The sequence below is a fragment of the Pantoea alfalfae genome, from assembly GCF_019880205.1.
Taxonomy (GTDB): domain Bacteria; phylum Pseudomonadota; class Gammaproteobacteria; order Enterobacterales; family Enterobacteriaceae; genus Pantoea; species Pantoea alfalfae.
The window spans coordinates 702,779-725,027 of the sequence record NZ_CP082292.1; the positions used below are offsets into that span (position 1 = coordinate 702,779).

Sequence of the window (22,249 nt, forward strand, 5' to 3'; positions counted from 1 at the left end):
GCTGTTGCCGCCTCCGCTATTCTCCGATTCTCCGCTCCTGAAATCCTGCCCCTTCCCTGTAGGCCGCGCGCGCAAAATATTGTATGCTATGCCGCCTTAAAGCTGACCAGGTAACCGGACTTCACGCCAATGTAACTTCGCGCTGACCCGCCAACGATGAAAGATCGTTTTTGGCACCGTTTACCCGCCGGTAAGGTTCTGCCGGCCACCGTGATTTATCAGCAGCGCCAGTATGTTGCGCTGCCTATTGAGAAGAATTCCATGTCTAATCCCTTTTTAGAAGAGGTGGCACGCCGCCGCACCTTCGCGATCATTTCGCACCCGGATGCCGGTAAAACCACCATTACCGAAAAAGTGTTGCTGTTCGGACAGGCTATCCAGACCGCCGGTACCGTAAAAGGCCGTGGCTCTAACCAGCACGCCAAGTCGGACTGGATGGAGATGGAGAAACAGCGTGGTATCTCTATTACCACCTCGGTGATGCAGTTTCCTTACCGCGATAGCCTGGTAAACCTGCTGGATACCCCAGGTCACGAAGATTTCTCGGAAGATACCTACCGTACGCTGACCGCCGTTGACTGCTGTCTGATGGTGATCGATGCCGCGAAAGGCGTTGAGGATCGTACCCGCAAGCTGATGGAAGTTACCCGCCTGCGCGATACGCCGATCCTGACTTTTATGAACAAACTTGACCGTGACATCCGTGATCCGATGGAAGTGCTGGATGAGGTGGAAAGCGAGCTGAAAATTGCCTGCGCACCGATCACCTGGCCAATCGGCTGCGGCAAGCTGTTCAAAGGGGTTTATCACCTCTACAAAGATGAGACCTATCTCTACCAGACCGGTAAAGGCCACACCATTCAGGATGTCCGCGTCGTGAAGGGGCTGAACAATCCGGACCTCGACACCGCAGTCGGTGACGATCTGGCGGCACAGTTGCGTGAAGAGCTGGAGCTGGTGCAGGGTGCATCGCACGAGTTTGAGCAGGAAGCCTTCCTGAACGGCCAACTGTCGCCGGTCTTCTTCGGCACCGCGCTGGGTAACTTTGGCGTAGACCATATGCTGGATGGCCTGGTGGCATGGGCGCCACGTCCGATGCCACGCGATACCGACACCCGCACGGTAGAAGCGAAAGAAGAGAAGTTCACCGGCTTCGTGTTTAAGATCCAGGCCAACATGGACCCGAAACATCGCGACCGTGTGGCCTTTATGCGTGTGGTCTCCGGTAAATATGAAAAAGGGATGAAGCTGCGTCAGGTACGTACTGGCAAAGATGTGGTGATTTCCGATGCCCTGACCTTTATGGCGGGCGACCGTTCACACGTTGAAGAAGCTTATCCTGGCGATATCATCGGTCTGCATAACCACGGCACCATACAGATTGGCGACACCTTTACGCAGGGTGAAAACATGAAGTTCACCGGTATTCCGAACTTCGCGCCAGAGCTGTTCCGTCGTATTCGTCTGCGCGATCCGCTGAAGCAGAAACAGCTGCTGAAAGGGCTGGTTCAGCTGTCGGAAGAGGGTGCAGTGCAGGTGTTCCGTCCGGTGCATAACAACGATCTGATCGTGGGCGCGGTCGGGGTACTGCAGTTCGATGTGGTGGTGGCACGTCTGAAAAGCGAATATAACGTCGAAGCGATCTACGAAGCGATTAACGTCTCAACGGCGCGCTGGGTTGAATGTGACGATGCTAAAAAGTTTGAGGACTTCCAGCGTAAAAACGAAGTTAACCTGGCGCTCGATGGCGGTGATAATTTGACTTATATCGCGCCAACCATGGTGAATCTTAATATTACCCAGGAACGTTACCCTGACGTCCGTTTCCGTAAAACACGCGAGCACTAATCGCCTGTTTCCGGGCCATTCCAGCAGGGAGTGGCCCTGATTTTCTCGCTCCAGACTCCTCCTAAAAAACCCTTTTTTCTTCTGTTTTGACGTGTGATCAACCAGTTAGCCAGGCAAATCGCAAAATGCCGTCTATGATTATTCTATCGGACGGCGGAAGAGACTTCTCTTGTCCTTACGTCCTGTAACGCAGCGGCATATGTGCCTCTGTTTCGCCCACATTTTTGGGTGAGTTAACTGATAGAAGGAAGATATCGATGAACAAGACTAAGATTGCTAAAACCCTGATGGCCGCAATGATTGGCTCAGCACTGATCAGCGGCAGCGCACTGGCTGACGAATCTATGTCGCAGAAAGCGTCACAGACAGCCGACAGCGCGGGTTCGAAAATCGATAGTTCTATGAAAAAAGTCGATGGTTATATGGATGACAGCGGCATCACCGCCAAAGCCAAAGCGGCACTGGTGGATGACGACGCTATTAAAAGTACGGATATCTCGGTAAAAACGCATAGTGGCGTCGTGACCTTAAGCGGTTTCGTCACCTCACAGGATCAGGCTGAAAAGGCTGTGGCAGTGGTGCAGAAAATCGAAGGTGTTAAATCCGTCAGCGACAAACTACACGTCAGAGACAGCAAAACCTCTTCAGTGAAAGGTTATGCCGGCGATGCCGCTACAACCAGCGAAATTAAAGCTAAGCTGTTAGCAGATGACATTGTTCCGTCGCGCAACGTTAAAGTTGAGACTACCGACGGTGTTGTTCAGCTTTCAGGGCATGTTGCTAATCAGGCACAGTCAGATCGTGCAGAAAGCATCGCGAAAGCCATTGAAGGCGTGAAAAGCGTTAAGAATGACCTGACGGTTAAATCTTAAGCTTGCAAGCGGCCACTCTGGTGGTCGCTTGTATAAAAACACCCATCCGGGGATTAAATAAGCAGTTCGATTTTAAATAGGGTAAGGAGAGGCTTATGTTTCGTTGGGGCATTATTTTTCTGGTGATCGCACTGATCGCTGCAGCATTAGGTTTTGGCGGTTTAGCGGGCACAGCAGCATGGGCAGCTAAAGTTGTCTTCGTCGTTGGTATTATCCTGTTCCTCATCAGCCTGTTTACCGGCCGTAAAAAGCTTTAGCCGATGAGTCCTGCAGCGTAATGCAACGCAAAGCATAGAGCGGAGACCAGTCATCTGTAGCGACTCACGTGAAGAGAAGGACACCTTCACATCGCTGCGATGGCAAGCCAGTTCAGCTGGCCTGCCGGTTAAAGGAATAGATGACTGGTTCTCCGGAATGCTGCTGTCTTTAACGGATCCCTCCTCCAGCATACCCGGAACCCTTTTTTGAGGTTCGCACAGTGGGTATACGCATTCCCGTCACGCTCGGCGCCATTGAACCTCTGGCCCTGACACCCTTCAAAGCTCAGAAAATTGCCCTTGTCTGTGAAGGCGGCGGTCAGCGCGGCATTTTCACCGCAGGCGTATTAGATGAATTCCAGCGCGCCCGATTCAACCCTTTTCAATTGATGCTCGGCACTTCTGCCGGTGCACAAAATCTCTCTGCCTTTGTCTGTGGTCAGCCCGGCTACGCCCGTCGCGTGATTACCCGCTATACCACCAGTAAACTCTTTTTTGATCCGCTGCGCTTTGTGCGCGGAGGCAATCTGATCGACCTCGACTGGCTGATCGATATTACCCGCAGTGAATTTCCGTTGGCGATGAGCAGCGCGGAACAGCTCTTCTCCAGCGGCCGCGAGTTTTATATGTGCGCCTGCCGCAGCGACGACTATTCGCCCGGCTACTTTACGCCCACCGCCGAGAACTGGCTGGATCTGATTAAAGCCTCCAGCGCCATTCCCGGTTTTTACCGGCTGGGTGTCAATCTGGAAGGGATAAGCTATCTCGATGGCGGCATCAGCGATGCCATTCCGGTGCGTGAAGCTGCCCGGCGCGGGGCCGATACGATTGTGGTGATCCGCACCGTACCGTCGCAGATGTTCTATACCCCGAAATGGTTTAAACGGATGGAGCGCTGGCTCAGCACCAGCGCGCTGCAGCCGATGATTAACGTGCTGAATAAGCATGAGCAGAGCTATCGCGAAATTCAGCAGTTTATCGAGAATCCGCCCGACGATTTGCGCATCATTGAAATCTTCCCACCGCACGTGCTGGCCAGCAGTGCCCTGGGCAGCCGTGTTGCCGCGCTGAATCAGGATTATCATCTGGGACGGCGCTGTGGTCGCTATTTCCTCGCCACGCTGGGCCAGTGGCTGAGCAATGCTGAACCTATGATCTCAGCGCGCATTGTCACCCCACCTGCGCCGGTCGCTAATGCACCGGATACCCGACGGATCATTACGCCGCCGCTGGCGGACAATGATGCGAATTACGACAAAGGATCGCTGGCATGACGTTTATCGATACGCACTGTCATTTCGACTTTCCGCCTTTTGAAGGGGATGTTCCCGGCAGCCTGGCGCGCGCCGCTGAGGCGGGTGTAGAGAAGATTATCATCCCGGCAATTGATGCCAGCCGGTTTGAGCGCGTCTGCGCGCTGGCCGCGGAATACCCGCCGCTCTACGCGGCGCTGGGCCTGCACCCTATCGTCATTGAAAATCACCTTGAGGCGCATCTTGGGCAGCTGGAAACCTTACTGCAACAGCGGCCACGTAAGCTGGTGGCGATCGGCGAGATCGGGCTGGATCTCTATCGCGACAATCCGCAGTTTGATAAGCAGCAACGCTTTCTTGAGGCGCAGCTGAAGCTGGCGAAACAGTATCAGCTGCCGGTGATCCTGCATTCGCGGCGCACCCATGACAAGCTGGCGCAGATTCTGCGTCGTCACGATCTGCCGCGCCGTGGCGTGGTGCACGGTTTCGCTGGCAGCCTGCAACAGGCGCAGGCCTTTATTAAGCTGGGTTATGCGATTGGCATTGGCGGGACCATTACCTATGAACGCGCCAGCAAAACCCGTCAGACCGTGGCGCAACTGCCGCTCTCGTCGCTGCTGCTGGAAACCGATGCACCCGATATGCCGCTGCAGGGCTTTCAGGGCCAGCCAAACCGCCCGGAACGGGCGCGTCAGGTGTGGGAGGTGCTCTGCAGCCTGCGAGAGGAGTCACCCGAAGAGATTGCCCATGCGCTGTGGCACAACAGCCAGCAGCTGTTCCGGCTCGATCCCGCTTTCCCGGCGCTGCGTAACTGACCGGATCTGCCTAACCTGCGCTTAAATGTGATAATAGTAACATTCGGCCAGCTGGCGTATAATGGCTACCAGACGCTGTTATCTGCGATTTTCGTCACAGTGAGTGTGACGAAATTGCACCAATTTCTTATCCCTATGTGACTACTGGCACATATCAGGCCGCTTCTGAGTGTTATTATTATAACATTCCGCCGGCAAGCCGGTGGGTTGCACCCCGATCCTTTGGAGAGCCTCATGACCGATATTAAACCTCTTGCCCTGCGCGCCCTGAAACTGATGGATTTAACCACCCTGAATGACGACGACACCGACGCAAAAGTGATTGCCCTTTGTCATCAGGCTAAATCCCCGGCAGGCAATACCGCCGCCATCTGTATCTATCCGCGCTTTATTCCGATTGCGCGTAAAACGCTGCGCGAGCAGGGTACGCCGGAGATCCGCATCGCCACGGTGACCAACTTCCCGCACGGCAATGACGACATCGATATTGCACTGGCAGAAACCCGTGCCGCCATCGCCTACGGTGCGGATGAAGTGGATGTGGTGTTCCCGTACCGCGCGCTGATCGCCGGTAACAGCCAGGTTGGTTTCGATCTGGTAAAAGCCTGTAAAACCGCCTGCGCTGAAGCGGACGTGCTGCTGAAAGTCATCATCGAAACCGGTGAGCTGAAGGAAGAAGCGCTGATCCGTCAGGCTTCTGAGATTGCCATCGATGCAGGTGCTGACTTCATTAAAACCTCCACCGGTAAAGTACCAGTTAACGCCACGCCGGAAGTGGCGCAGATCATGATGAATGTGATCCGTGACAAAGGCGTCAGCCAGCATGTTGGTTTTAAACCGGCGGGCGGCGTGCGCACCGCTGAAGATGCCGCGATCTATCTGCAGATGGCAGAAGAGACGCTGGGTGCTGACTGGGCTGATGCGCGCCATTTCCGCTTTGGTGCATCAAGCCTGCTGGCGAGCCTGCTCAACACCCTGGGTCATGACAGCGACACCAGCAAAGCGGGTTACTGATCCCTCAGGCGGTCGCTGACCGCCTGTTCTCCATCCTGATTTCCCTGAACCAGGGGGCTACTTTGTTCCTGCCACAAGAAATTATTCGAAAGAAACGTGACGGCCAGGCGCTGACTGAAGAGGAGATTCGCTTCTTCATTAACGGCGTGCGTGATAACACCGTCTCGGAAGGTCAGATTGCCGCGCTGGCAATGACCATCTGGTTCCATGATATGACGCTGCCGGAGCGGGTTGCGCTGACGATGGCGATGCGTGATTCCGGTACGGTACTTAACTGGAAATCACTCAACCTCAACGGGCCGGTGGTGGATAAGCACTCGACCGGCGGCGTTGGTGATGTGACATCGCTGATGTTAGGGCCGATGGTCGCCGCCTGTGGCGGATATGTGCCGATGATCTCCGGTCGTGGCCTGGGTCATACCGGCGGTACGCTGGATAAACTGGAAGCGATCCCGGGCTTCGATATCTTCCCGAGTGATGATCGCTTCCGCGAGATCATCAAGCAGGTGGGTGTGGCGATTATCGGCCAGACCAACTCGCTGGCACCGGCGGATAAGCGTTTCTACGCCACGCGTGACATCACCGCCACCGTCGATTCGATCCCGCTGATTACCGCCTCGATTCTGGCCAAGAAGCTGGCAGAAGGGCTGGATGCACTGGTGATGGATGTCAAAGTGGGTTCCGGCGCGTTTATGCCAACCTATGAAGCGTCAGAAAGTCTGGCGCAGTCGATTGTTGGCGTCGCCAATGGCGCAGGCTGCCAGACCACCGCACTGCTGACGGATATGAATCAGGTACTTGCCTCGTCAGCCGGTAACGCGCTGGAAGTGCGCGAAGCGGTCCGCTTCCTGACCGGTGAACAGCGGAATCCGCGCCTGTTGGACGTGACGCTGGCGCTCTGTAGCGAAATGCTGATCTCCGGCAAACTCGCCGCCAGCGACACCGACGCGCGTCAGAAACTGATGACAGTGCTGGATAACGGCAAAGCAGCCGAGGTGTTTGGTCGCATGGTCGCTGCCCAGCAGGGACCTGCCGATTTCGTTGAACGCTACGACGCTTATCTGCCCGCGCCAATGCTGAGCAAACCGGTCTATGCCGACCAGCCAGGCATCGTCAGCAGCATGGATACCCGTGCGCTGGGTCTGGCGGTGGTGGCGATGGGCGGCGGACGTCAGCGCGCCAGCGACAGCATCGATTACAGCGTTGGCTTCAGCGAAATGATCACCCTGGGCGAACGTGCCGATGCACAACGTCCGCTGGCGGTCATTCACGCCAGCAGCGAAGACAAATGGCAGCAGGCCGCAGCAGCGGTTAAAGCTGCGCTGGTGCTCGGGGATTCCGCCCCGGCTGAGACGCCGGTTGTCTATCGCCGTGTGAGCGATCTCAGCTAACTGACCAGTAACCGGTGCCAGCCGCGATGCATTCGGGTATACTGATCTGATCGCTTTTTTTTGACTTGTCACGCGCCAATGCGCAGGAGACTTGCATGAAACGTGCTTTTATTATGGTTCTCGATTCCTTTGGAATTGGCTCCAGTAAAGATGCCGATAAATTCGGCGACGCAGGTTCAGATACCCTGGGTCATATCGCCGAAGCCTGTTTTAACGGTAAAGCAGACAAGGGACGTAAAGGTCCATTGCATCTGCCTAATCTCACCGCGCTGGGGCTGGGTAAAGCCGCCGAGCTATCGACCGGCCGCTTCCCGGCGGGTCTGGATCCTGAGGCAAAAATCACCGGCGCGTACGCTTACGCCAGTGAGCTTTCGTCAGGTAAAGATACGCCGTCAGGCCACTGGGAGATCGCCGGTGTGCCGGTGCTGTTTGACTGGGGCTACTTCAGCGACAAAGAGAACAGCTTCCCGCAGGAACTGCTGGACAAGCTGGTAGCGCGCGCCGACCTGCCGGGTTATCTCGGTAACTGCCACTCTTCAGGTACGGTGATCCTTGACCAGCTGGGCGAAGAGCATATGAAAACCGGCAAGCCGATTTTCTATACCTCTGCGGACTCCGTGTTCCAGATCGCCTGTCACGAAGAGACCTTTGGTCTGGATCGACTCTATGCGCTGTGCGAAATCGCCCGTGAAGAGCTGACTGAAGGTGGCTACAACATTGGCCGGGTTATTGCCCGTCCGTTTGTGGGTGACAAAGCGGGTCAGTTCGAGCGCACCGGCAATCGTCACGATCTGGCAGTCGAGCCGCCATCCGCCACCATGCTGAAAAAGCTGGTGGATGAGAAGGGCGGTCACGTGATCTCCGTGGGTAAAATCGCCGATATCTATGCTGAGCAGGGCATTACCAAAAAGGTCAAAGCGACCGGTCTGGATGCGCTGTTTGACGCGACGATTCAGGAGATGAAAACTGCGCCGGATCAGGCGATTGTTTTTACCAACTTCGTTGATTTCGACTCCACCTGGGGACATCGCCGTGATGTCGCCGGTTATGCGGGTGGGCTGGAGCTGTTTGACCGTCGTCTGCCTGAGCTGATGGAGTTGGTCGGAGAAGATGACATCCTGATCCTGACCGCTGACCACGGCTGTGATCCGACCTGGGAAGGCACGGAGCACACGCGTGAGCACATTCCGATTCTGATCTACGGACCAAAAGTGGAGCCGGGTTCACTCGGATACCGCGAAACGTTTGCCGATATTGGTCAGACAATTGCACACTATTTTGGCCTGTCCGAGATGGACTATGGCAAGAACATGCTGTAAATCAGCAATTTAATAAGGATTAAACAATGGCAACTCCACATATTAATGCTGAAATGGGCGATTTTGCAGACGTTGTACTGATGCCTGGCGATCCGCTGCGCGCAAAACACATCGCAGAAACCTTTCTGGAAAACGCGGTTGAAGTGAATAACGTGCGCGGCATGCTGGGCTACACCGGTACTTACAAAGGCCGTAAAGTCTCTGTGATGGGTCACGGAATGGGTATCCCTTCCTGCTCCATCTACACCAAAGAGCTGATTACGGACTTCGGCGTGAAAAAAATCATCCGTGTGGGCTCCTGTGGTGCCGTACGTGCCGACGTAAAACTGCGTGATATCGTGATTGGTATGGGTGCCTGCACCGATTCAAAAGTGAACCGTATGCGTTTCAAAGATCACGACTTCGCGGCGATTGCTGACTTCGACATGGTGCGTAACGCGGTTGATGCGGCGAAAAACCTGGGTGTTGAAGCGCGCGTGGGTAACATCTTCTCTGCCGATCTCTTCTACACGCCGGATCCGCAGATGTTCGACGTAATGGAAAAATATGGCATCCTCGGCGTTGAGATGGAAGCTGCAGGTATCTACGGTGTGGCCGCTGAGTTCGGTGCAAAAGCGCTGACCATCTGTACCGTATCAGACCATATCCGTACGCACGAGCAGACGACGGCTGCTGAGCGTCAGACAACCTTCAACGACATGATCAAAATTGCGCTGGAGTCTGTCCTGCTGGGTGATTAATGCACGCGGCGGGTGACGATTCCCGCCCGCTGGCCAATCGCCTGTTCAGATCCTCCCTGACCGGAGGATCTGAGTTCCCGCCTCGCTTTCCCGGTAACATTCACATCAAATGACACACTTTTGCTGAGGCTTGTGCATCTTCGCGCTGGCACGCCTGCGATCGCGCTTTATCATGGTGCGCAACAACAGATAATAATTAATCGCCTGATAATGTCCCCTGATGAACTTTCGTAACTTCGACGCTGAAGAGAAGCTGTTTGCCCGTCGCGCCGCAATCGCCTTTGCCCTGGTCTGTCTCTGTTTCACCCTTCTTGGCGTAAACCTTTTCCGCTTACAGGTGCGCGACCATGCCTACTACCAGACGCGCTCCAACCAGAACGACATCAAGATGATCCCCATTGCCCCGACGCGCGGGCTGATTTATGACCGCAACGGTATTCCACTGGTGCGCAACGTCAGCTGGTATGCCATCACGCTAACGCCTTATAAAATCGACGATATGGACGCCACGCTGCGGGCGCTGACGCCGATCGTAAATCTGACACCCGATGAGATTGACACTTTCCGCCGTGCGCTGAAGCAGACCAGCCGTTACAAGCCGGTCGTGCTGAAAGAGGAGCTGACCGAAGAGCAGGTCGCCCGCTTTGCGGTCAATCAGTTCCGCTTTACCGGTGCCAGCATTGAGACCTACCAGGATCGTGAATATCCCTATGGAGCCGATCTGGCCCATGTGATCGGTTATGTCTCGAAAATCAACGATAACGACTACAAACGACTGAATGCGGAAGGTATCGCCGAAAACTATGCGGCTGACCACAACATCGGCAAGCAGGGGATTGAGGGCTATTACGAAGCGCAGCTGCATGGCAAGCCGGGCTATCGGGAAGTAGAAGTGGATAACCATGGCCGCATTGTGCGAGTGCTGAAAGAGGTGCCGCCGGTCGCGGGTAAAAACCTGACGCTGACGCTGGATCTGCATCTGCAACAGTATGTGGAGAGCCTGCTGGCAGGGCAGCGTGCGGCGCTGCTGATTGAGGATCCGCACGACGGCTCCGTGCTGGCGATGGTCTCCAGTCCCAGCTACGACCCGAATCCGTTTGTGAAAGGCATCAGCTATCAGGCTTACAAAAAGCTGCTGCAGGATAAAGACCTGCCGCTGATCAACCGCGTCACGCAGGGACTCTATCCGCCCGCCTCGACGGTGAAGCCTTATATGGCGATGTCGGCGCTGCTGACTCATGTGATTACGCCACAGTCGCAGTTCTTTGGTGCGCCGACCTGGACGCTGCCGGGGACGGACCGGCGCTATCGCGACTGGAAGAAAACCGGGCACGGCATGCTGGATGTCACTCGCGCGATAGAAGAGTCGGCCGACACCTTCTTTTATCAGGTGGCTTTCATGATGGGCATTGACCGGATTCACACCATGCTCAGCCAGTTTGGCTATGGTAAATCGACCGGCATCGACCTCAATGAGGAGTACAACGGTTTGCTGCCAGGCCGTGAATGGAAACTGAAGGTGCACAAAAAGGCCTGGTATCAGGGCGATACGGTTTCAGTTGGCATTGGTCAGGGCTACTGGATTGCGACACCGATTCAGATGGTGAAAGCGATGGTCGCGCTGATCAATAACGGTCGGGTCATCGCACCGCATCTGCTGGAGAAAACCCAGCGCGGCACGCTGGTGGAGAACTACCATCCACAGCAGCACGAGGCACAGATTGGCGATCCTCACTCACCCTACTGGTCGCTGGTGCGTCACGCGATGTTTGGCATGGCTAACGCACCAAACGGCACCGGTTATAAATATTTCCATACGGCGCCTTATGGCATCGCCGCGAAAAGCGGGACGTCGCAGGTGTTCAGCCTGCGTCAGAACCAGACTTATAACGCGAAGATGATCCCGGTGCGGCTGCGTGACCATATCTTCTATACCGCCTTTGCGCCGTTTGATGACCCGAAAGTGGCTGTGGCGTTGATTCTGGAGAATGGTGGCGGGGAAGGGGTAACGGCTGCGCCCGTGATGCGGGATATTCTGGACCATATCTTTATCCCGCCAGTACCAGACGCGCCGGTGCAGGGCACACCTGATAAATAGGGGGCGAGCGCCCCCGCAGAGTGTCAGATTTTAAGCGTCTTGGTCACCTGGCCGATGGCGCGCACCACGTCCGTTGCGCCTTCACGGATTTCTGCAATCACGCCGCCCGCCTCCTGAGCCAGCTGTACGCCCTGATCGGCACGTTTCAGGTTCGACTCAATACCTTTCAGCGCCCGGCTGGCCAGCAGATGATTTTGCTGAATCCGGTTTTCGATGTCGGTCGTGGCGCGGTTAATGTTGGCTGCCAGCGTGCGGACTTCGTTAGCCACCACCGCAAAGCTACGGCCATGGGTGCCGGCCCTTGCTGCTTCAATGGCGGCATTCAGCGCCAGCAGGTTAGTCTGATCGGCGATCCGACGGATGCCTTCCACAATTGCGCCGATACGATCGGAGGACTCACTCAGGCCGGTAATATCACCGGAGATCCCCTGCAATTCGCCCGCCAGCGCATTCATAGTCTGCACGCTGCTGGCGATAACATCGGCACCCAGCTTTGTGCTTTCATCCGTTTGCAGCGCGGTGTGATAAGCCCGCTGTGCCGCATCATGCTCCTGCTGATTCTTTTCCACCTGTGCCGTCACATCCGTGGCGAATTTGACGATTTTGTAGAGCCGGCCCTGCTCGTCAAATACCGGATTGTAGGTGGCGCGCAGCCAGACCGTCTCGCCACGTTTATTCACCCGGGGAAACTGACCCGAGACAAATTCACCCCGGTTCAGTTGCTGCCAGAACTCGCTATATTCGCGGCTGTCGCGTACAGCCTGCGAACAGAAGTGACGGTGGTGGATCCCTTCTACCTCCTCACGACGGTAGCCCATGGTTTTCAGGAAGTTGTCGTTGGCTTTAAGCACTTCACCTTTGAGGTTAAAGGCGATCACCGCCATTGACCGTTCAATGGCGGTGGTGATGGCGCGCTGCTCCTGTGCATCGTTGATATGACCTGTAATGTCGGTGGCCAGTTTGACGATTTTAATTACCCGGCCATGGCGGTTTTGCACCGGCACATAGTTGGCTTCGAGCCAGATTGGGCGGCTGTTTTTCGCCATACGCAGAAATTTATCGCTGAAACTTTCACCCCGGTTCAGTCGCAGCCAGAAATCCTGATAGTTGCGCGACTGAAGCTGTTCCGGCGTACAAAACAGGCTGTGGTGCTGGCCTTCAATCTCTGTCAGCGTGTAGCCCATGCGCGCCAGAAACAGCGCATTGGCGCTGAGAATGGTGCCATCCGGGGAGAACTCAACCATGGCGATGGAGCCGTTGAGTGAGCTCAGCGTGGCCGCTGAGTGTGCCCGCTTCTGCCAGCCGTGGCGTGAAGCGATACCTGATGTAATGGTGGAAAACATGGCGATCCTTATTATTAGTGTTGGTCTCACCTCCTATATCGGCAAAATCGCGGCACAATGGAGCCTTTACCGCTCTGCTGACTAAAATTTACCCGGTCAGCCACGACATTTTTGCATCAGGTCAAACCCGATATTTGAGTTGATGGAAAAGCCGTCAGTCGATGTGATTTTGGTGAAAAGCGTTTGACGCTGCCGGGCCGCTTTGGTTTAATGCGCCCCGTTGCCCGAATAGCTCAGTCGGTAGAGCAGGGGATTGAAAATCCCCGTGTCCCTGGTTCGATTCCGGGTTCGGGCACCATCTTTAAAGAACCCGCCTCTGGCGGGTTTTTGCGTTCTGAGGCGAACCCGTTATCGACGGTTCGATTCACTTGCCACATCCTGTGACTCGCCCTTCGGGTCGCGCTGGCACGCGATGCAAAAATGCTCCCGGCATTTTTGTCCGGGTTCGGGCACCATCTTTAAAGAACCCGCCTCTGGCGGGTTTTTGCGTTTTGAGGCGAACCCGTTATCGACGGTTCGATTCACTCGCCACTTCCTGTGGCTCCATAAATGAAACCCTCGCTTCGGCGGGGGTTTTTGCGTTTAAAGACAATACTCAGCGAATGTATGCCTCTGCGCTGATTTCAGCGTTAATCTGCACTTCGCGAGCCAACAGATTCGTCGTAAGCAGATAAAGAACGACTGCGCTATGGGGCCGTTTTTCGTACGGCCCGGCCTGGAAGAACCTAATTGATTGTTCGTTTTTTGTTCGATTATTGAAATGAGATACAAGATTTATGAATGTTGCTAAGGCATGCTTAAAACGTCTAAGACAAGGCATAAAAGGGTATTTATAAAAATAAGGGAGTTAACTGTTGAACAGATTGAAACACAAATTTCTCAGCACATTAATGGATTACCAGAGTCGCTGATCAACTATTTTAAAAACGACTATGAAGACGATTTAATGGTCGTCATTGAGGATCTTCTTCCCCTGGATCTACAACAGAAGATGGAAGATGAGGCGCGCTCACTGCTTGAGAAAAATGCGCTGCGTCGTGAAGTTATTATCAAACAGAGTGGTAACAAACCAAGGGCATACGATAGTGTTGGCCGTAATGCTATTCGTGAAGAAGGGAAATATATTCCTGCCTTTTTCGACAGCCCAGGTGTCCTGAAATTTCTTTCCCGAATTACCGGTGAAGAAATTTATCGCGTACCTTACGAGCCTGAAGAATTTATCATCAATTCCCAAAATAAAAGTGGCGATACTCATGGCTGGCATTGGGATGACTATTCGTATGCTTTAGTATGGGTAATTGATGAGCCTGATGTGCTTTCAGGTGCCCGGGTTGAATTTATCCCGCGCATTCCCTGGAAGAAAGAGAATACAAGAGAGTGGATTAAAAAGACGCTGGCTGAATATCCGGTTATTAGTCGTCATGTTGCTCGTGGCCAGTGTTACCTGCTAAGGGCCCGGGATGCTCTTCATCGTATAGCGCCGTTAACACAGGAATCTCGTCGCACAGTTATCGTTTTTACGTATGCAAATGAGCTGGACTTTAACGACGCATCGCTGACACATGATTCAATGGAAGAGATTTATCCACAAGATACAGCTCAATAAAAAATAGTAAGAATAATGGAGGGTACAATGTCAGCAGTTGGCATGAACGATAAAACAGGATTTCCTGTGTTTTTTACAGAAGTGCCCAATAATCTCGGTCGCTATCAGGACTATACTTTCGCATCAGAAAAATTTGCTAATTTGTTCCCTCCATCTGAATACGCGTCTGTATTAGATATATGCTGCGGCATAGGAAAAATGAGTCATGCTTTATTTCTTCAGGGGTATAAAGTGACTGCCATAGATTTATCTTCTGAACAAATTGAAATAGCAAAAAAGGATGCCTCAGGCCCAGGTTATTACCAGGCTGATATGAAAGATAATCCCGGTAAAAATTACGACCTGTTAATTAATATATATACAAGTTTCGGGTACTACACCACTGAGGCAGAAGACCTGTCACTTTTCAGATACTGGTATGGGTTATTACGTCCGGGCGGTGTTCTTGTAATGGAACTTGCTGATATGGAAAGAGCAAGAAATCGAATTAATGCAGAGGGCGTTTTAGTCCGGGAAGATAATGGCGTTACGGAATATCTTCATATGGATTGGAATAAGAGACTGCTTAGGGTTGATTATCATAATCAATCCCAGCACTGGAGTTGCCTCACAAGGCTCTATGAGAAAGAAATGCTCAGAGATGAGTTATTAAATGCAGGCTTTGAAAGCGTGTCGTTATAGGGTGATTTCTCTTTGAAGAAAAAAGAGAAAGACGACAATCTGGTTATCATTGCACGTAAAGGATTAAAATGAAAAGATACATCTGTATTGTTGATGCGTATTCTACAGGTGCTGAGTTAGCGCCTATTTTCAAAAAAGATGGCTGGACTTGCATTCATATTCAATCATCCCCGGAGATTCCACTGGAATATCAGCAAACATTCAGACATGAAACATTTGATTTCCTGATTTCGCCGGGTGATGAATCTCACAGTGAATTTTTGAGGATAGCCGAAGAACTTAAGCAACTGTCGCCAGAATATATTATACCTGGAACAGAAACCGGTGTTTATATCGCAGACCTCCTGTCTTCGTTAGTGGGTACCCCCGGGAATTCAATAGACACCAGTGCTTTGCGTCGTAATAAATATGCAATGCAGGAGGCCTTAAAATCAGGGGGAATCAGCTCTATACCTCAGTTTTTAACCGACTCTGTTGAACAGGCAAAGAAATGGGCTGGTGAGCTGAATAAGTGGCCTGTCGTCGTCAAACCCGTGGATAGCGCTGGAGCGGATAGTGTTCGCTTTTGCAACACGGTTGATGAAGTACAGAATGCCTTTAATAAAATATATGGTAAAAAAATAAATTAGGTTTAAAAAATGGCACTGTTCTTTTGCAGGAACGCCTTATCGGAAGGCAATATATTGTCAATGCGGTCAGCATCAATGGACAGCATCTGATTACAGAGATATGGTCTGATGACAAAAAGGAAGTTGAGAATGCATCGCTGATTTGTGAAAGGGAAATTCTTCTGCCTTACTCGGGTGAAGTACAGGATCAGCTTGTCAGATATATGGAAAAAGCGCTGACTTTTCTCGGTATCGCCAATGGCCCGTCTCATAGTGAAGTAATGATGACGGAATCCGGGCCTGTGCTTATTGAAACCGCTGCCCGAATGCAGGGAACTATCATGCACAACGCGGTTGTGTCTGCATTGGGATATAGCCATGTCACACTTACTGCCGAACGTTATGTGAAACCTCAACGTTTTGCTGCCAGGCTTGGAAAGAATTATATGCTCAAAACTCAGCTGCAATGTATTACACTGGCTTCAGAATTTGAGGGTGTGGTTAAAGTTAATAATTGCGAAAAATTGCTTAAGTTACTCCCATCCTATTTCGGCATGATGCACACGCCAGATGCAGGCGAGAATATATACAGGACGACGGATCTTTTTACTAATCCAGGTATTATTTACTTGTGTCATGAAGATGAAAAGCAAATTGACAGTGATCATGCAAAGATCAGAATTTATGAAAAAGAAGGTAAACTTTTTGATTTAGCCTGAGAATAATATGAATAATAAAAATTATCTTTTTGGTCTATTGATGGTCTTCCTCTATAATTTTCTTGATGCTGTAAAGGAGGTTTATTCGGGATTCCTTGTTCAGGATAATCATCCTTTAAGCATCACTTTTATTGTCTTTTCAATTGCAATGCTCTTTTTTCAGTCTTATGGTGTTATTTTTAACCGAAGGAATTATGTTTCTACGGTGCGATTTTTTGCACCCGTAGTAATTTTAAATATTACTACAGCGGGTTCCTGGATAACATTTTTCTATTGCATGAAGTGCCTTGAGCCCGCGGTGGCGTCTGCTATTATAACAGGCGTAGCACCGTTAATGATTATTTTCATTGCACCAATGTTTTTTAAAAATGAATCTCATCAATACAAAGCTATATATATTTCCGGGATTACTGTTTGTTGTCTTTGGCTCGCTCTGATTAGTTTGCATCAGGGCCGGTTTATCTATAACTATTCTTCATCAGACGTTATGGCTGGCGTGATGATGGCGGTGCTCTGTCTTCAGTATCTTCTCTAATATTTTTAGCAGAAAACTGAGTGACAAAGGTTGCTTACCCTCTTCGATCATGGCACATCGCTTTTACATTACAGTATTTATAACAATGAGTTATAGCATGGATTCATTTGGTTATAGTGCGATAGGTGAAACCCTGTCACCGGGTATCGTCATCCTTGCTATATGTGGCGTGGTTATACCACTTTGGTGTCTGCAGTACGGCATAAAATCTTTACCACCTGCCAGAGTTATGGTTTTTATTTCTGTAAATCCGATTTTTACTTTCATTTTTCAGTTATTTGACCCGAGATTATCGCCATCACTTTCCTCACTTGTTGCAATTCTGTTAATATTTTTCTTCTCTCTTGCATCAGAGATATGGGGCGTAAAGCCGAAAGGAAAGGTTGAATCAGATGGGTATCACGATATATCGGAAGATCGCCGGAATTGAGGTCACATTATCAGACAGCACCAATCATATTTTTCCAAAGCACTCTCATGATGAGTTCTACATTGGTGCTAATGTCTCGGGAAGAGAAAAGATTTAGTTAGATGGAAAAAATGCTGAGGCCAGTATTGATGAGATAACCATTTATAATCCAGGTCAGATTCAGGCTGCTGAGCCTACACCCTATGAATGGTACTACTACAGCTTTTATGTTTCCCCCGAGTCAATGATGGAATTTACCGGTCTCCATTGTGATGATCATTTCAAAAAAAACATTATCGCAGCGCCTGATGTGGCAGCGGAAATACGTCAGGTCGCTGCATTTGCACTCGATCGCCACACGTCAGATTGCGAGATTAACGAACGCGTGGCGAGTGTTCTGCAATCAGTGCTTTCTCGGTCAGGCGCACATCCGCATATCGCGATAAAAACAACAGATAAAACTGTCGTTGATTATGTGGTAACGAGACTAATGGATGATTTTCATTTTCCTCCTACGCTTCAAATGTTGGCAAATGAAACAGGCGTCTCACCCGTCAAACTGGTCAGAATGTTTACTAACGTTAAGGGACTTCCGCCTTTTGCATGGATTAAAGGAGCACGATTGCGTCAAGGTAAGAATATGATTATTCAGGGGAAAGCTATATCTGACATTTCAGCTCAATTAGGTTTCACCGACCAGGCACATTTCACGCGAAATTTTAAAAGCATGTTCGGGGTTACGCCTGGTCAACTTTATAAGCTCGCACAATAAAGATGCTGTGAGGGCGTTAACTTAATTAAGCTTTTTAGCATAGTCAGAATTACGCTGAGCCAGCGTCTGACAGGACACAATCCTGCAGCGCTGCATTACTATCCTTTCTCTTTTGTTTATTTTGCTGTTTCATCTGCTCCTGACGTCCTTAATCCGTAAACCTGACTCACCCGGCAAGGCACCGCCACTGTGGGGTTTAACCGCGGCAGGCTGTGACACGTAAGGTAATCGGGTTCCTGGTCTGGCGTAGCCGCGGGTTATGCACAGCGCCTTGCTGCGGTCAGTGGAATGTAATACCGATGTACTCACTACTGCCTGAAGATTCTGATTTTCACCGCTCTCCGGCCCATTGCTTGTCTCAATTCTACAACGATACAAACAGATTTCATGGCGAAATCAATTTGCCGCTTCGCCTCTGTGCTGCGTTGCCAGACTGGCACCGCCTGATATCCTGTCCAGCCTGCAATTGACCGTGGCTAATCGTGTTTTATAAGCCACCCTTTACAGAATCATCCTGACAGGCACAATACCCCTTTTTCCTCCTCTTACATGGTTATGTCAGAAGAAGCGCTGCGTCTGCAAATACAGAACCTGAAAAAGCACAATGCGCGTCTGAAGCGTATAGCGCATGATGCCCGCACCAAACTCAATGCGGCGCTGGATGGCACCGGACTGTTTCTGTGGCAGCTCGATATTCCCAGCGGCAAGCTGGTGATCTTTAACCGGCGCTGGGGCGCGATGCTCGGCTTCCAGCCAAAAGAGACCGACGCCAACTTCGAATCGTGGAAAGAGAGCCTGCATCCCGATGACGCCGCCGAGGTTTTGCGAGCGTTTAACGATCACATTGCCGGAAGAGCGCCTTATTACGAAGCGCTGCATCGCATGATCGCCAAAAATGGCAGTATCACGTGGGTGCTGGATCGCGGTCGGGTCAGTGAGTGGAACGCGCACGGCGAGCCGGTTAAAGTCATTGGCACTCACATCGACATGACCAAAGAGAAGCAATATGAAGAGCAGCTCGCCCTGCTGGCGCTGCACGATCCTCTTACGCTGCTCAACAATCGCCATGCTCTGCAAAATGATTTCTGTGAAATGAAAGCGCAGGGGCCGCTCTGCGTTGTTTTTATTGATCTGGATAATTTCAAAAACGTCAACGACACCCTGGGGCATCGCAGCGGTGATGAAGTGTTAATTCAGTTAAGTCAGCGATTGACTGATCTTTCCCCGGCAGAGGTGATCATCGGCCGGCTTGGCGGCGATGAATTCGTCCTGCTAATGCCGTTTGCACTAAGCGAGCCGCAGGTCAGACAGCTGGCGCATGCCTGCCTTGACGCGGTACTTACCCCTTTTGATTTGGCTAACGGGCAAGCGCACATAGGCGCGTCAGTAGGCGTGTCACAGGTTCGGGTAAAAGATGACTTTGATACCGCCCTGGCACGGGCTGATGAAGCCATGTACCGCATTAAGAAAAATGGCAAACGCGGTGTGGCCTTTGCGCCCGCTTTCCCGGATCCCTTCTGATACTGCTCTACTGGACCGGACAGCAGCCTGGCCTGCTGTTAGTACGTCATCTCATCTCTCGTCCCGGCTACCTTTAATCCATAGTTTTGAGCCTTGCCTTTGGCGCGACGTGCGATAAAGCAGTAGTAACCGACAAAAAAAGGTTTTTCGTATTATTCTTAATTTTGGTTTTTAGAAGCAAATTGCCTCGCTTTTTCCGCTTCGCTTACCTGGTATTACCACTCCAGAATCAGAAGTGTCATTTGAATTAAAACTCTCGTTAAAACAGCATAACTGATCATTTAATGATCAATTTCAGCTATTTTAAGCGGGTGGATTTAACTCTTTACGCTTCGCTTATTTATAACGTCATGAAAAACTAAATTAGTGTTATTTGCCGCTTCGCTTAGGGAATTTGATCGTTTGTTGATCATCTTCACTAACTGATATTGATGTAGTTTTCTCAGTACCGCTTCGGTTACTATTTTTTCAATTGGACATTTTTCGAAAATGATCGATTAATAGGGCGCGGCGATTTTTGTAAGCAATCTTTTTTACGCCGTATCCCTTTTTTAAATAGTACAGAGCGATAGTTGAAAGGCGTTACCAATCCGGATGAAGTTTGTACTGTCAATAAGGTGATGCTGTAACAGATTTTTATTTGTCTTTCTTGATCGGTCCGATTTTCTGTCTACATTTATGTTGCTGAATCGGCCTGATGAAGCATTAACTGTGCAAATTCTGATTTCAACTTCAAAGAGGAACACAGAATGACTCAATATCGCGGTGGGGCCGGAAATTTTGCGGCTGATAAGGAGCGTGCTGCGGAAGCAGGACGCAAGGGCGGTCAGAAAAGCGGCGGGAATTTTAAGAACGATCCCGAACGTGCCATTGAAGCCGGACGCAAGGGAGGTAAGGTAAGCCGCAGAAGCTAAACGCTTTTAAGGTTGCTGTAACAGCAGTTTAATGCGTTTGCCGGGCTGTGCAGATTCTCTTTTCATTAGCCTGCAAGATAATTACCTCCTGAATTATGTCGCTGATTTATCATCGGCACAGAGAGACACCGTTAATTAAACCGGTCGGGATTTCCCTGCCGGTTTTTTATTTTCTATCGTTTAAAGTTATACGAATTAATAAAGTCCTGTACAACTAAGTTTTAAATGGCGCTTTTTTCATGCACATAATCTGAAAAAATTTATGCAGCGATTTATTGCTTTGTACAAATTCAACCTGCCTGGCGAAGCCGGAGCCATAAAAAATTTATCCGCTAAATCACTGCTGTGAAAAGGAAAATGCATTTTATATGCTACTTCTGTCTTAAATTCAGGCTGATGAAACGTGCGATATTAAGAATCTCCACTAGACTTTTCAGGTGTCAACGACATGACTGGCGTTGCGTTATTATCGACGCAGCTTTTTAAACAATGAGGCTATCTTATGACAGTGAAAACGTTAAACGATCTGTTCATCCATGACCTATCCGATGTATACAGCGCTGAGAAACAGATAACCCGTGCATTGCCTAAAATGGCGCGCGCAGCCAGTGACGAAAACCTTATCGCTGCGTTCAATCAGCACCTGGAAGAGACCCGTGCTCAGATTGAACGACTTGATGAACTGGTGGAAGTAACACCTGAAGTCAAAATCAAAAGAATGAAATGCCATGCGCTCGAGGGTCTGGTTGAAGAGGCGCAGGAAATTATCGACTCGGTCGAGAAGGGCGAAATCCGCGATCAGGGGCTGATCGGTGCAGCGCAGAAAGTGGAGCACTATGAGATTGCGACTTACGGTACGTTGCATGCGCTGGCGCTGAAGCTGGGTTATACCAAAGCGGCAGAGCTGCTGGCCGCGACTCTGGATGAAGAGAAACAAACCGATGAGAAACTCACCTCGGTAGCCGAAGCTATTACTGTCTCTTAAGGAGTAACACATGACAGCGATCGAACACTATCATGACTGGCTGCGCGATGCGCATGCGATGGAAAAGCAGGCAGAAAGCATGCTGAGCAAGATGTCAGGCCGTCTTGAACACTATCCGGCGCTGGAACAGCGTCTGGCGCAACATCTGGAAGAGACTAAGCATCAGCTGACCCTGCTGGAACAACTGCTCGACAGCCACGGTATCGATCACTCTGTGATGAAAGATGCGATGGGTAAAATGGCGGCGACCGGCCAGGCGGTGGGCGGTATGTTTAACTCAGATGAAGTGGTGAAGGGTGCCATCAGTGGCTACGTTTTTGAGAATGCTGAGATCGCCAGCTACACCAGCCTGATCGCCGCGGCGGAGCAGGTAGGCGATACGCAGGGCGTTCGCATTCTCAACGAGATCCGCGATCAGGAAGTGGCCATGGCGGAGTGGCTGCTGCAGAACCTGCCTGACGTGACTCAGCAGTTCCTGCAACGTGCATCACAGCCGGGCACTGAAGCGAAGAAGTAACGCCTGACAGCCTGCATGAAAAAAGCCGGGAA

Annotated in this window: 22 protein-coding genes and 1 tRNA gene; 22 read left to right on the plus strand and 1 reads right to left on the minus strand. The window is 51.1% G+C overall.

Features of this window, described 5'->3' with window-relative positions; genetic code table 11:
- Window positions 1–261 precede the first annotated feature (261 nt).
- The 10 genes from prfC to mrdA2 all read left to right on the plus strand — a co-directional run bounded on the left by prfC (window position 262) and on the right by mrdA2 (window position 11,607).
- A complete protein-coding gene (gene prfC / locus K6R05_RS03370) occupies window positions 262–1,848 on the plus strand; it encodes a peptide chain release factor 3 (RefSeq protein ID WP_222925452.1) in 1,587 nt (528 codons plus the stop codon).
- 257 nt (window positions 1,849–2,105) lie between these two features.
- Window positions 2,106–2,720 (plus strand): molecular chaperone OsmY, encoded by a 615-nt coding sequence (gene osmY, locus K6R05_RS03375; protein WP_161732703.1) that lies wholly within the window; start codon window positions 2,106–2,108, stop codon window positions 2,718–2,720.
- Between the two features lie 95 nt (window positions 2,721–2,815).
- On the plus strand, window positions 2,816–2,977 hold the full coding sequence (locus K6R05_RS03380) for a DUF1328 domain-containing protein (RefSeq protein ID WP_003848537.1): 162 nt from the start codon (window positions 2,816–2,818) through the stop codon (window positions 2,975–2,977).
- Window positions 2,978–3,198: 221 nt separating this feature from the next.
- Window positions 3,199–4,251, plus strand: a complete 1,053-nt coding sequence (locus tag K6R05_RS03385; protein WP_222924989.1) for a patatin-like phospholipase family protein — start codon at window positions 3,199–3,201, stop codon at window positions 4,249–4,251.
- The gene (locus tag K6R05_RS03390) at window positions 4,248–5,045 is read left to right on the plus strand and encodes a TatD family hydrolase (protein ID WP_222924990.1); all 798 of its coding nucleotides are present in this window, start codon (window positions 4,248–4,250) and stop codon (window positions 5,043–5,045) included. The genes K6R05_RS03385 and K6R05_RS03390 overlap by 4 nt, the downstream gene beginning before the upstream one ends.
- Before the next feature lie 234 nt (window positions 5,046–5,279).
- Window positions 5,280–6,059: a deoxyribose-phosphate aldolase gene (gene deoC, locus K6R05_RS03395; RefSeq protein WP_222924991.1), complete on the plus strand. Its 780-nt coding sequence runs from the start codon at window positions 5,280–5,282 to the stop codon at window positions 6,057–6,059.
- 62 nt (window positions 6,060–6,121) lie between these two features.
- Entirely contained in the window at window positions 6,122–7,450 is a 1,329-nt protein-coding gene (gene deoA / locus K6R05_RS03400; RefSeq protein WP_222924992.1) for a thymidine phosphorylase, read from the plus strand.
- A gap of 95 nt (window positions 7,451–7,545) precedes the next feature.
- Window positions 7,546–8,769: a phosphopentomutase gene (gene deoB, locus K6R05_RS03405; RefSeq protein WP_222924993.1), complete on the plus strand. Its 1,224-nt coding sequence runs from the start codon at window positions 7,546–7,548 to the stop codon at window positions 8,767–8,769.
- Window positions 8,770–8,795: 26 nt separating this feature from the next.
- On the plus strand, window positions 8,796–9,509 hold the full coding sequence (gene deoD / locus K6R05_RS03410) for a purine-nucleoside phosphorylase (RefSeq protein WP_090965956.1): 714 nt from the start codon (window positions 8,796–8,798) through the stop codon (window positions 9,507–9,509).
- Between the two features lie 220 nt (window positions 9,510–9,729).
- Window positions 9,730–11,607 carry a peptidoglycan DD-transpeptidase MrdA2 gene (mrdA2, locus tag K6R05_RS03415; protein ID WP_222924994.1) on the plus strand — a complete coding sequence of 626 codons (1,878 nt, stop codon included), beginning with the start codon at window positions 9,730–9,732 and terminating at the stop codon, window positions 11,605–11,607.
- A 23-nt stretch (window positions 11,608–11,630) separates the two neighbouring features.
- Here mrdA2 and K6R05_RS03420 read toward each other — a convergent pair whose 3' ends face one another.
- Window positions 11,631–12,950, minus strand: a complete 1,320-nt coding sequence (locus K6R05_RS03420) for a methyl-accepting chemotaxis protein (protein WP_222924995.1) — start codon at window positions 12,948–12,950, stop codon at window positions 11,631–11,633.
- 222 nt (window positions 12,951–13,172) lie between these two features.
- On the opposite strand from K6R05_RS03420, the gene K6R05_RS03425 reads away from it, so the two are divergent.
- The 12 genes from K6R05_RS03425 (at window position 13,173) to K6R05_RS03470 (ending at window position 22,217) form a co-directional block, all read left to right on the plus strand.
- Window positions 13,173–13,248 (plus strand) — tRNA-Phe (locus K6R05_RS03425).
- 495 nt (window positions 13,249–13,743) lie between these two features.
- Complete coding sequence (locus tag K6R05_RS03430) at window positions 13,744–14,556, plus strand: HalD/BesD family halogenase (RefSeq protein ID WP_222924996.1); 813 nt, start codon at window positions 13,744–13,746, stop codon at window positions 14,554–14,556.
- 27 nt (window positions 14,557–14,583) lie between these two features.
- Window positions 14,584–15,237 (plus strand): class I SAM-dependent methyltransferase, encoded by a 654-nt coding sequence (locus tag K6R05_RS03435; protein ID WP_262390885.1) that lies wholly within the window; start codon window positions 14,584–14,586, stop codon window positions 15,235–15,237.
- Between the two features lie 68 nt (window positions 15,238–15,305).
- On the plus strand, window positions 15,306–15,866 hold the full coding sequence (locus K6R05_RS22035; RefSeq protein ID WP_262390886.1) for a hypothetical protein: 561 nt from the start codon (window positions 15,306–15,308) through the stop codon (window positions 15,864–15,866).
- A gap of 23 nt (window positions 15,867–15,889) precedes the next feature.
- Window positions 15,890–16,564 carry a hypothetical protein gene (locus K6R05_RS22040; protein ID WP_237566684.1) on the plus strand — a complete coding sequence of 225 codons (675 nt, stop codon included), beginning with the start codon at window positions 15,890–15,892 and terminating at the stop codon, window positions 16,562–16,564.
- A gap of 7 nt (window positions 16,565–16,571) precedes the next feature.
- A complete protein-coding gene (locus tag K6R05_RS22045; protein ID WP_262390887.1) occupies window positions 16,572–17,099 on the plus strand; it encodes a DMT family transporter in 528 nt (175 codons plus the stop codon).
- A 49-nt stretch (window positions 17,100–17,148) separates the two neighbouring features.
- On the plus strand, window positions 17,149–17,529 hold the full coding sequence (locus tag K6R05_RS22050; RefSeq protein WP_374206933.1) for an EamA family transporter: 381 nt from the start codon (window positions 17,149–17,151) through the stop codon (window positions 17,527–17,529).
- A gap of 223 nt (window positions 17,530–17,752) precedes the next feature.
- Window positions 17,753–18,280: a helix-turn-helix transcriptional regulator gene (locus K6R05_RS03450; protein ID WP_262390889.1), complete on the plus strand. Its 528-nt coding sequence runs from the start codon at window positions 17,753–17,755 to the stop codon at window positions 18,278–18,280.
- Window positions 18,281–18,835: 555 nt separating this feature from the next.
- Window positions 18,836–19,801 carry a sensor domain-containing diguanylate cyclase gene (locus K6R05_RS03455; protein WP_161732687.1) on the plus strand — a complete coding sequence of 322 codons (966 nt, stop codon included), beginning with the start codon at window positions 18,836–18,838 and terminating at the stop codon, window positions 19,799–19,801.
- Between the two features lie 749 nt (window positions 19,802–20,550).
- The gene (locus K6R05_RS03460) at window positions 20,551–20,715 is read left to right on the plus strand and encodes a con-10 family general stress protein (RefSeq protein ID WP_004571242.1); all 165 of its coding nucleotides are present in this window, start codon (window positions 20,551–20,553) and stop codon (window positions 20,713–20,715) included.
- 502 nt (window positions 20,716–21,217) lie between these two features.
- Entirely contained in the window at window positions 21,218–21,700 is a 483-nt protein-coding gene (locus tag K6R05_RS03465; RefSeq protein WP_150015696.1) for a YciE/YciF ferroxidase family protein, read from the plus strand.
- A 10-nt stretch (window positions 21,701–21,710) separates the two neighbouring features.
- Window positions 21,711–22,217, plus strand: coding sequence for a ferritin-like domain-containing protein (locus K6R05_RS03470; RefSeq protein WP_136196597.1), 507 nt, complete (start codon window positions 21,711–21,713; stop codon window positions 22,215–22,217).
- Window positions 22,218–22,249: the final 32 nt, after the last annotated feature.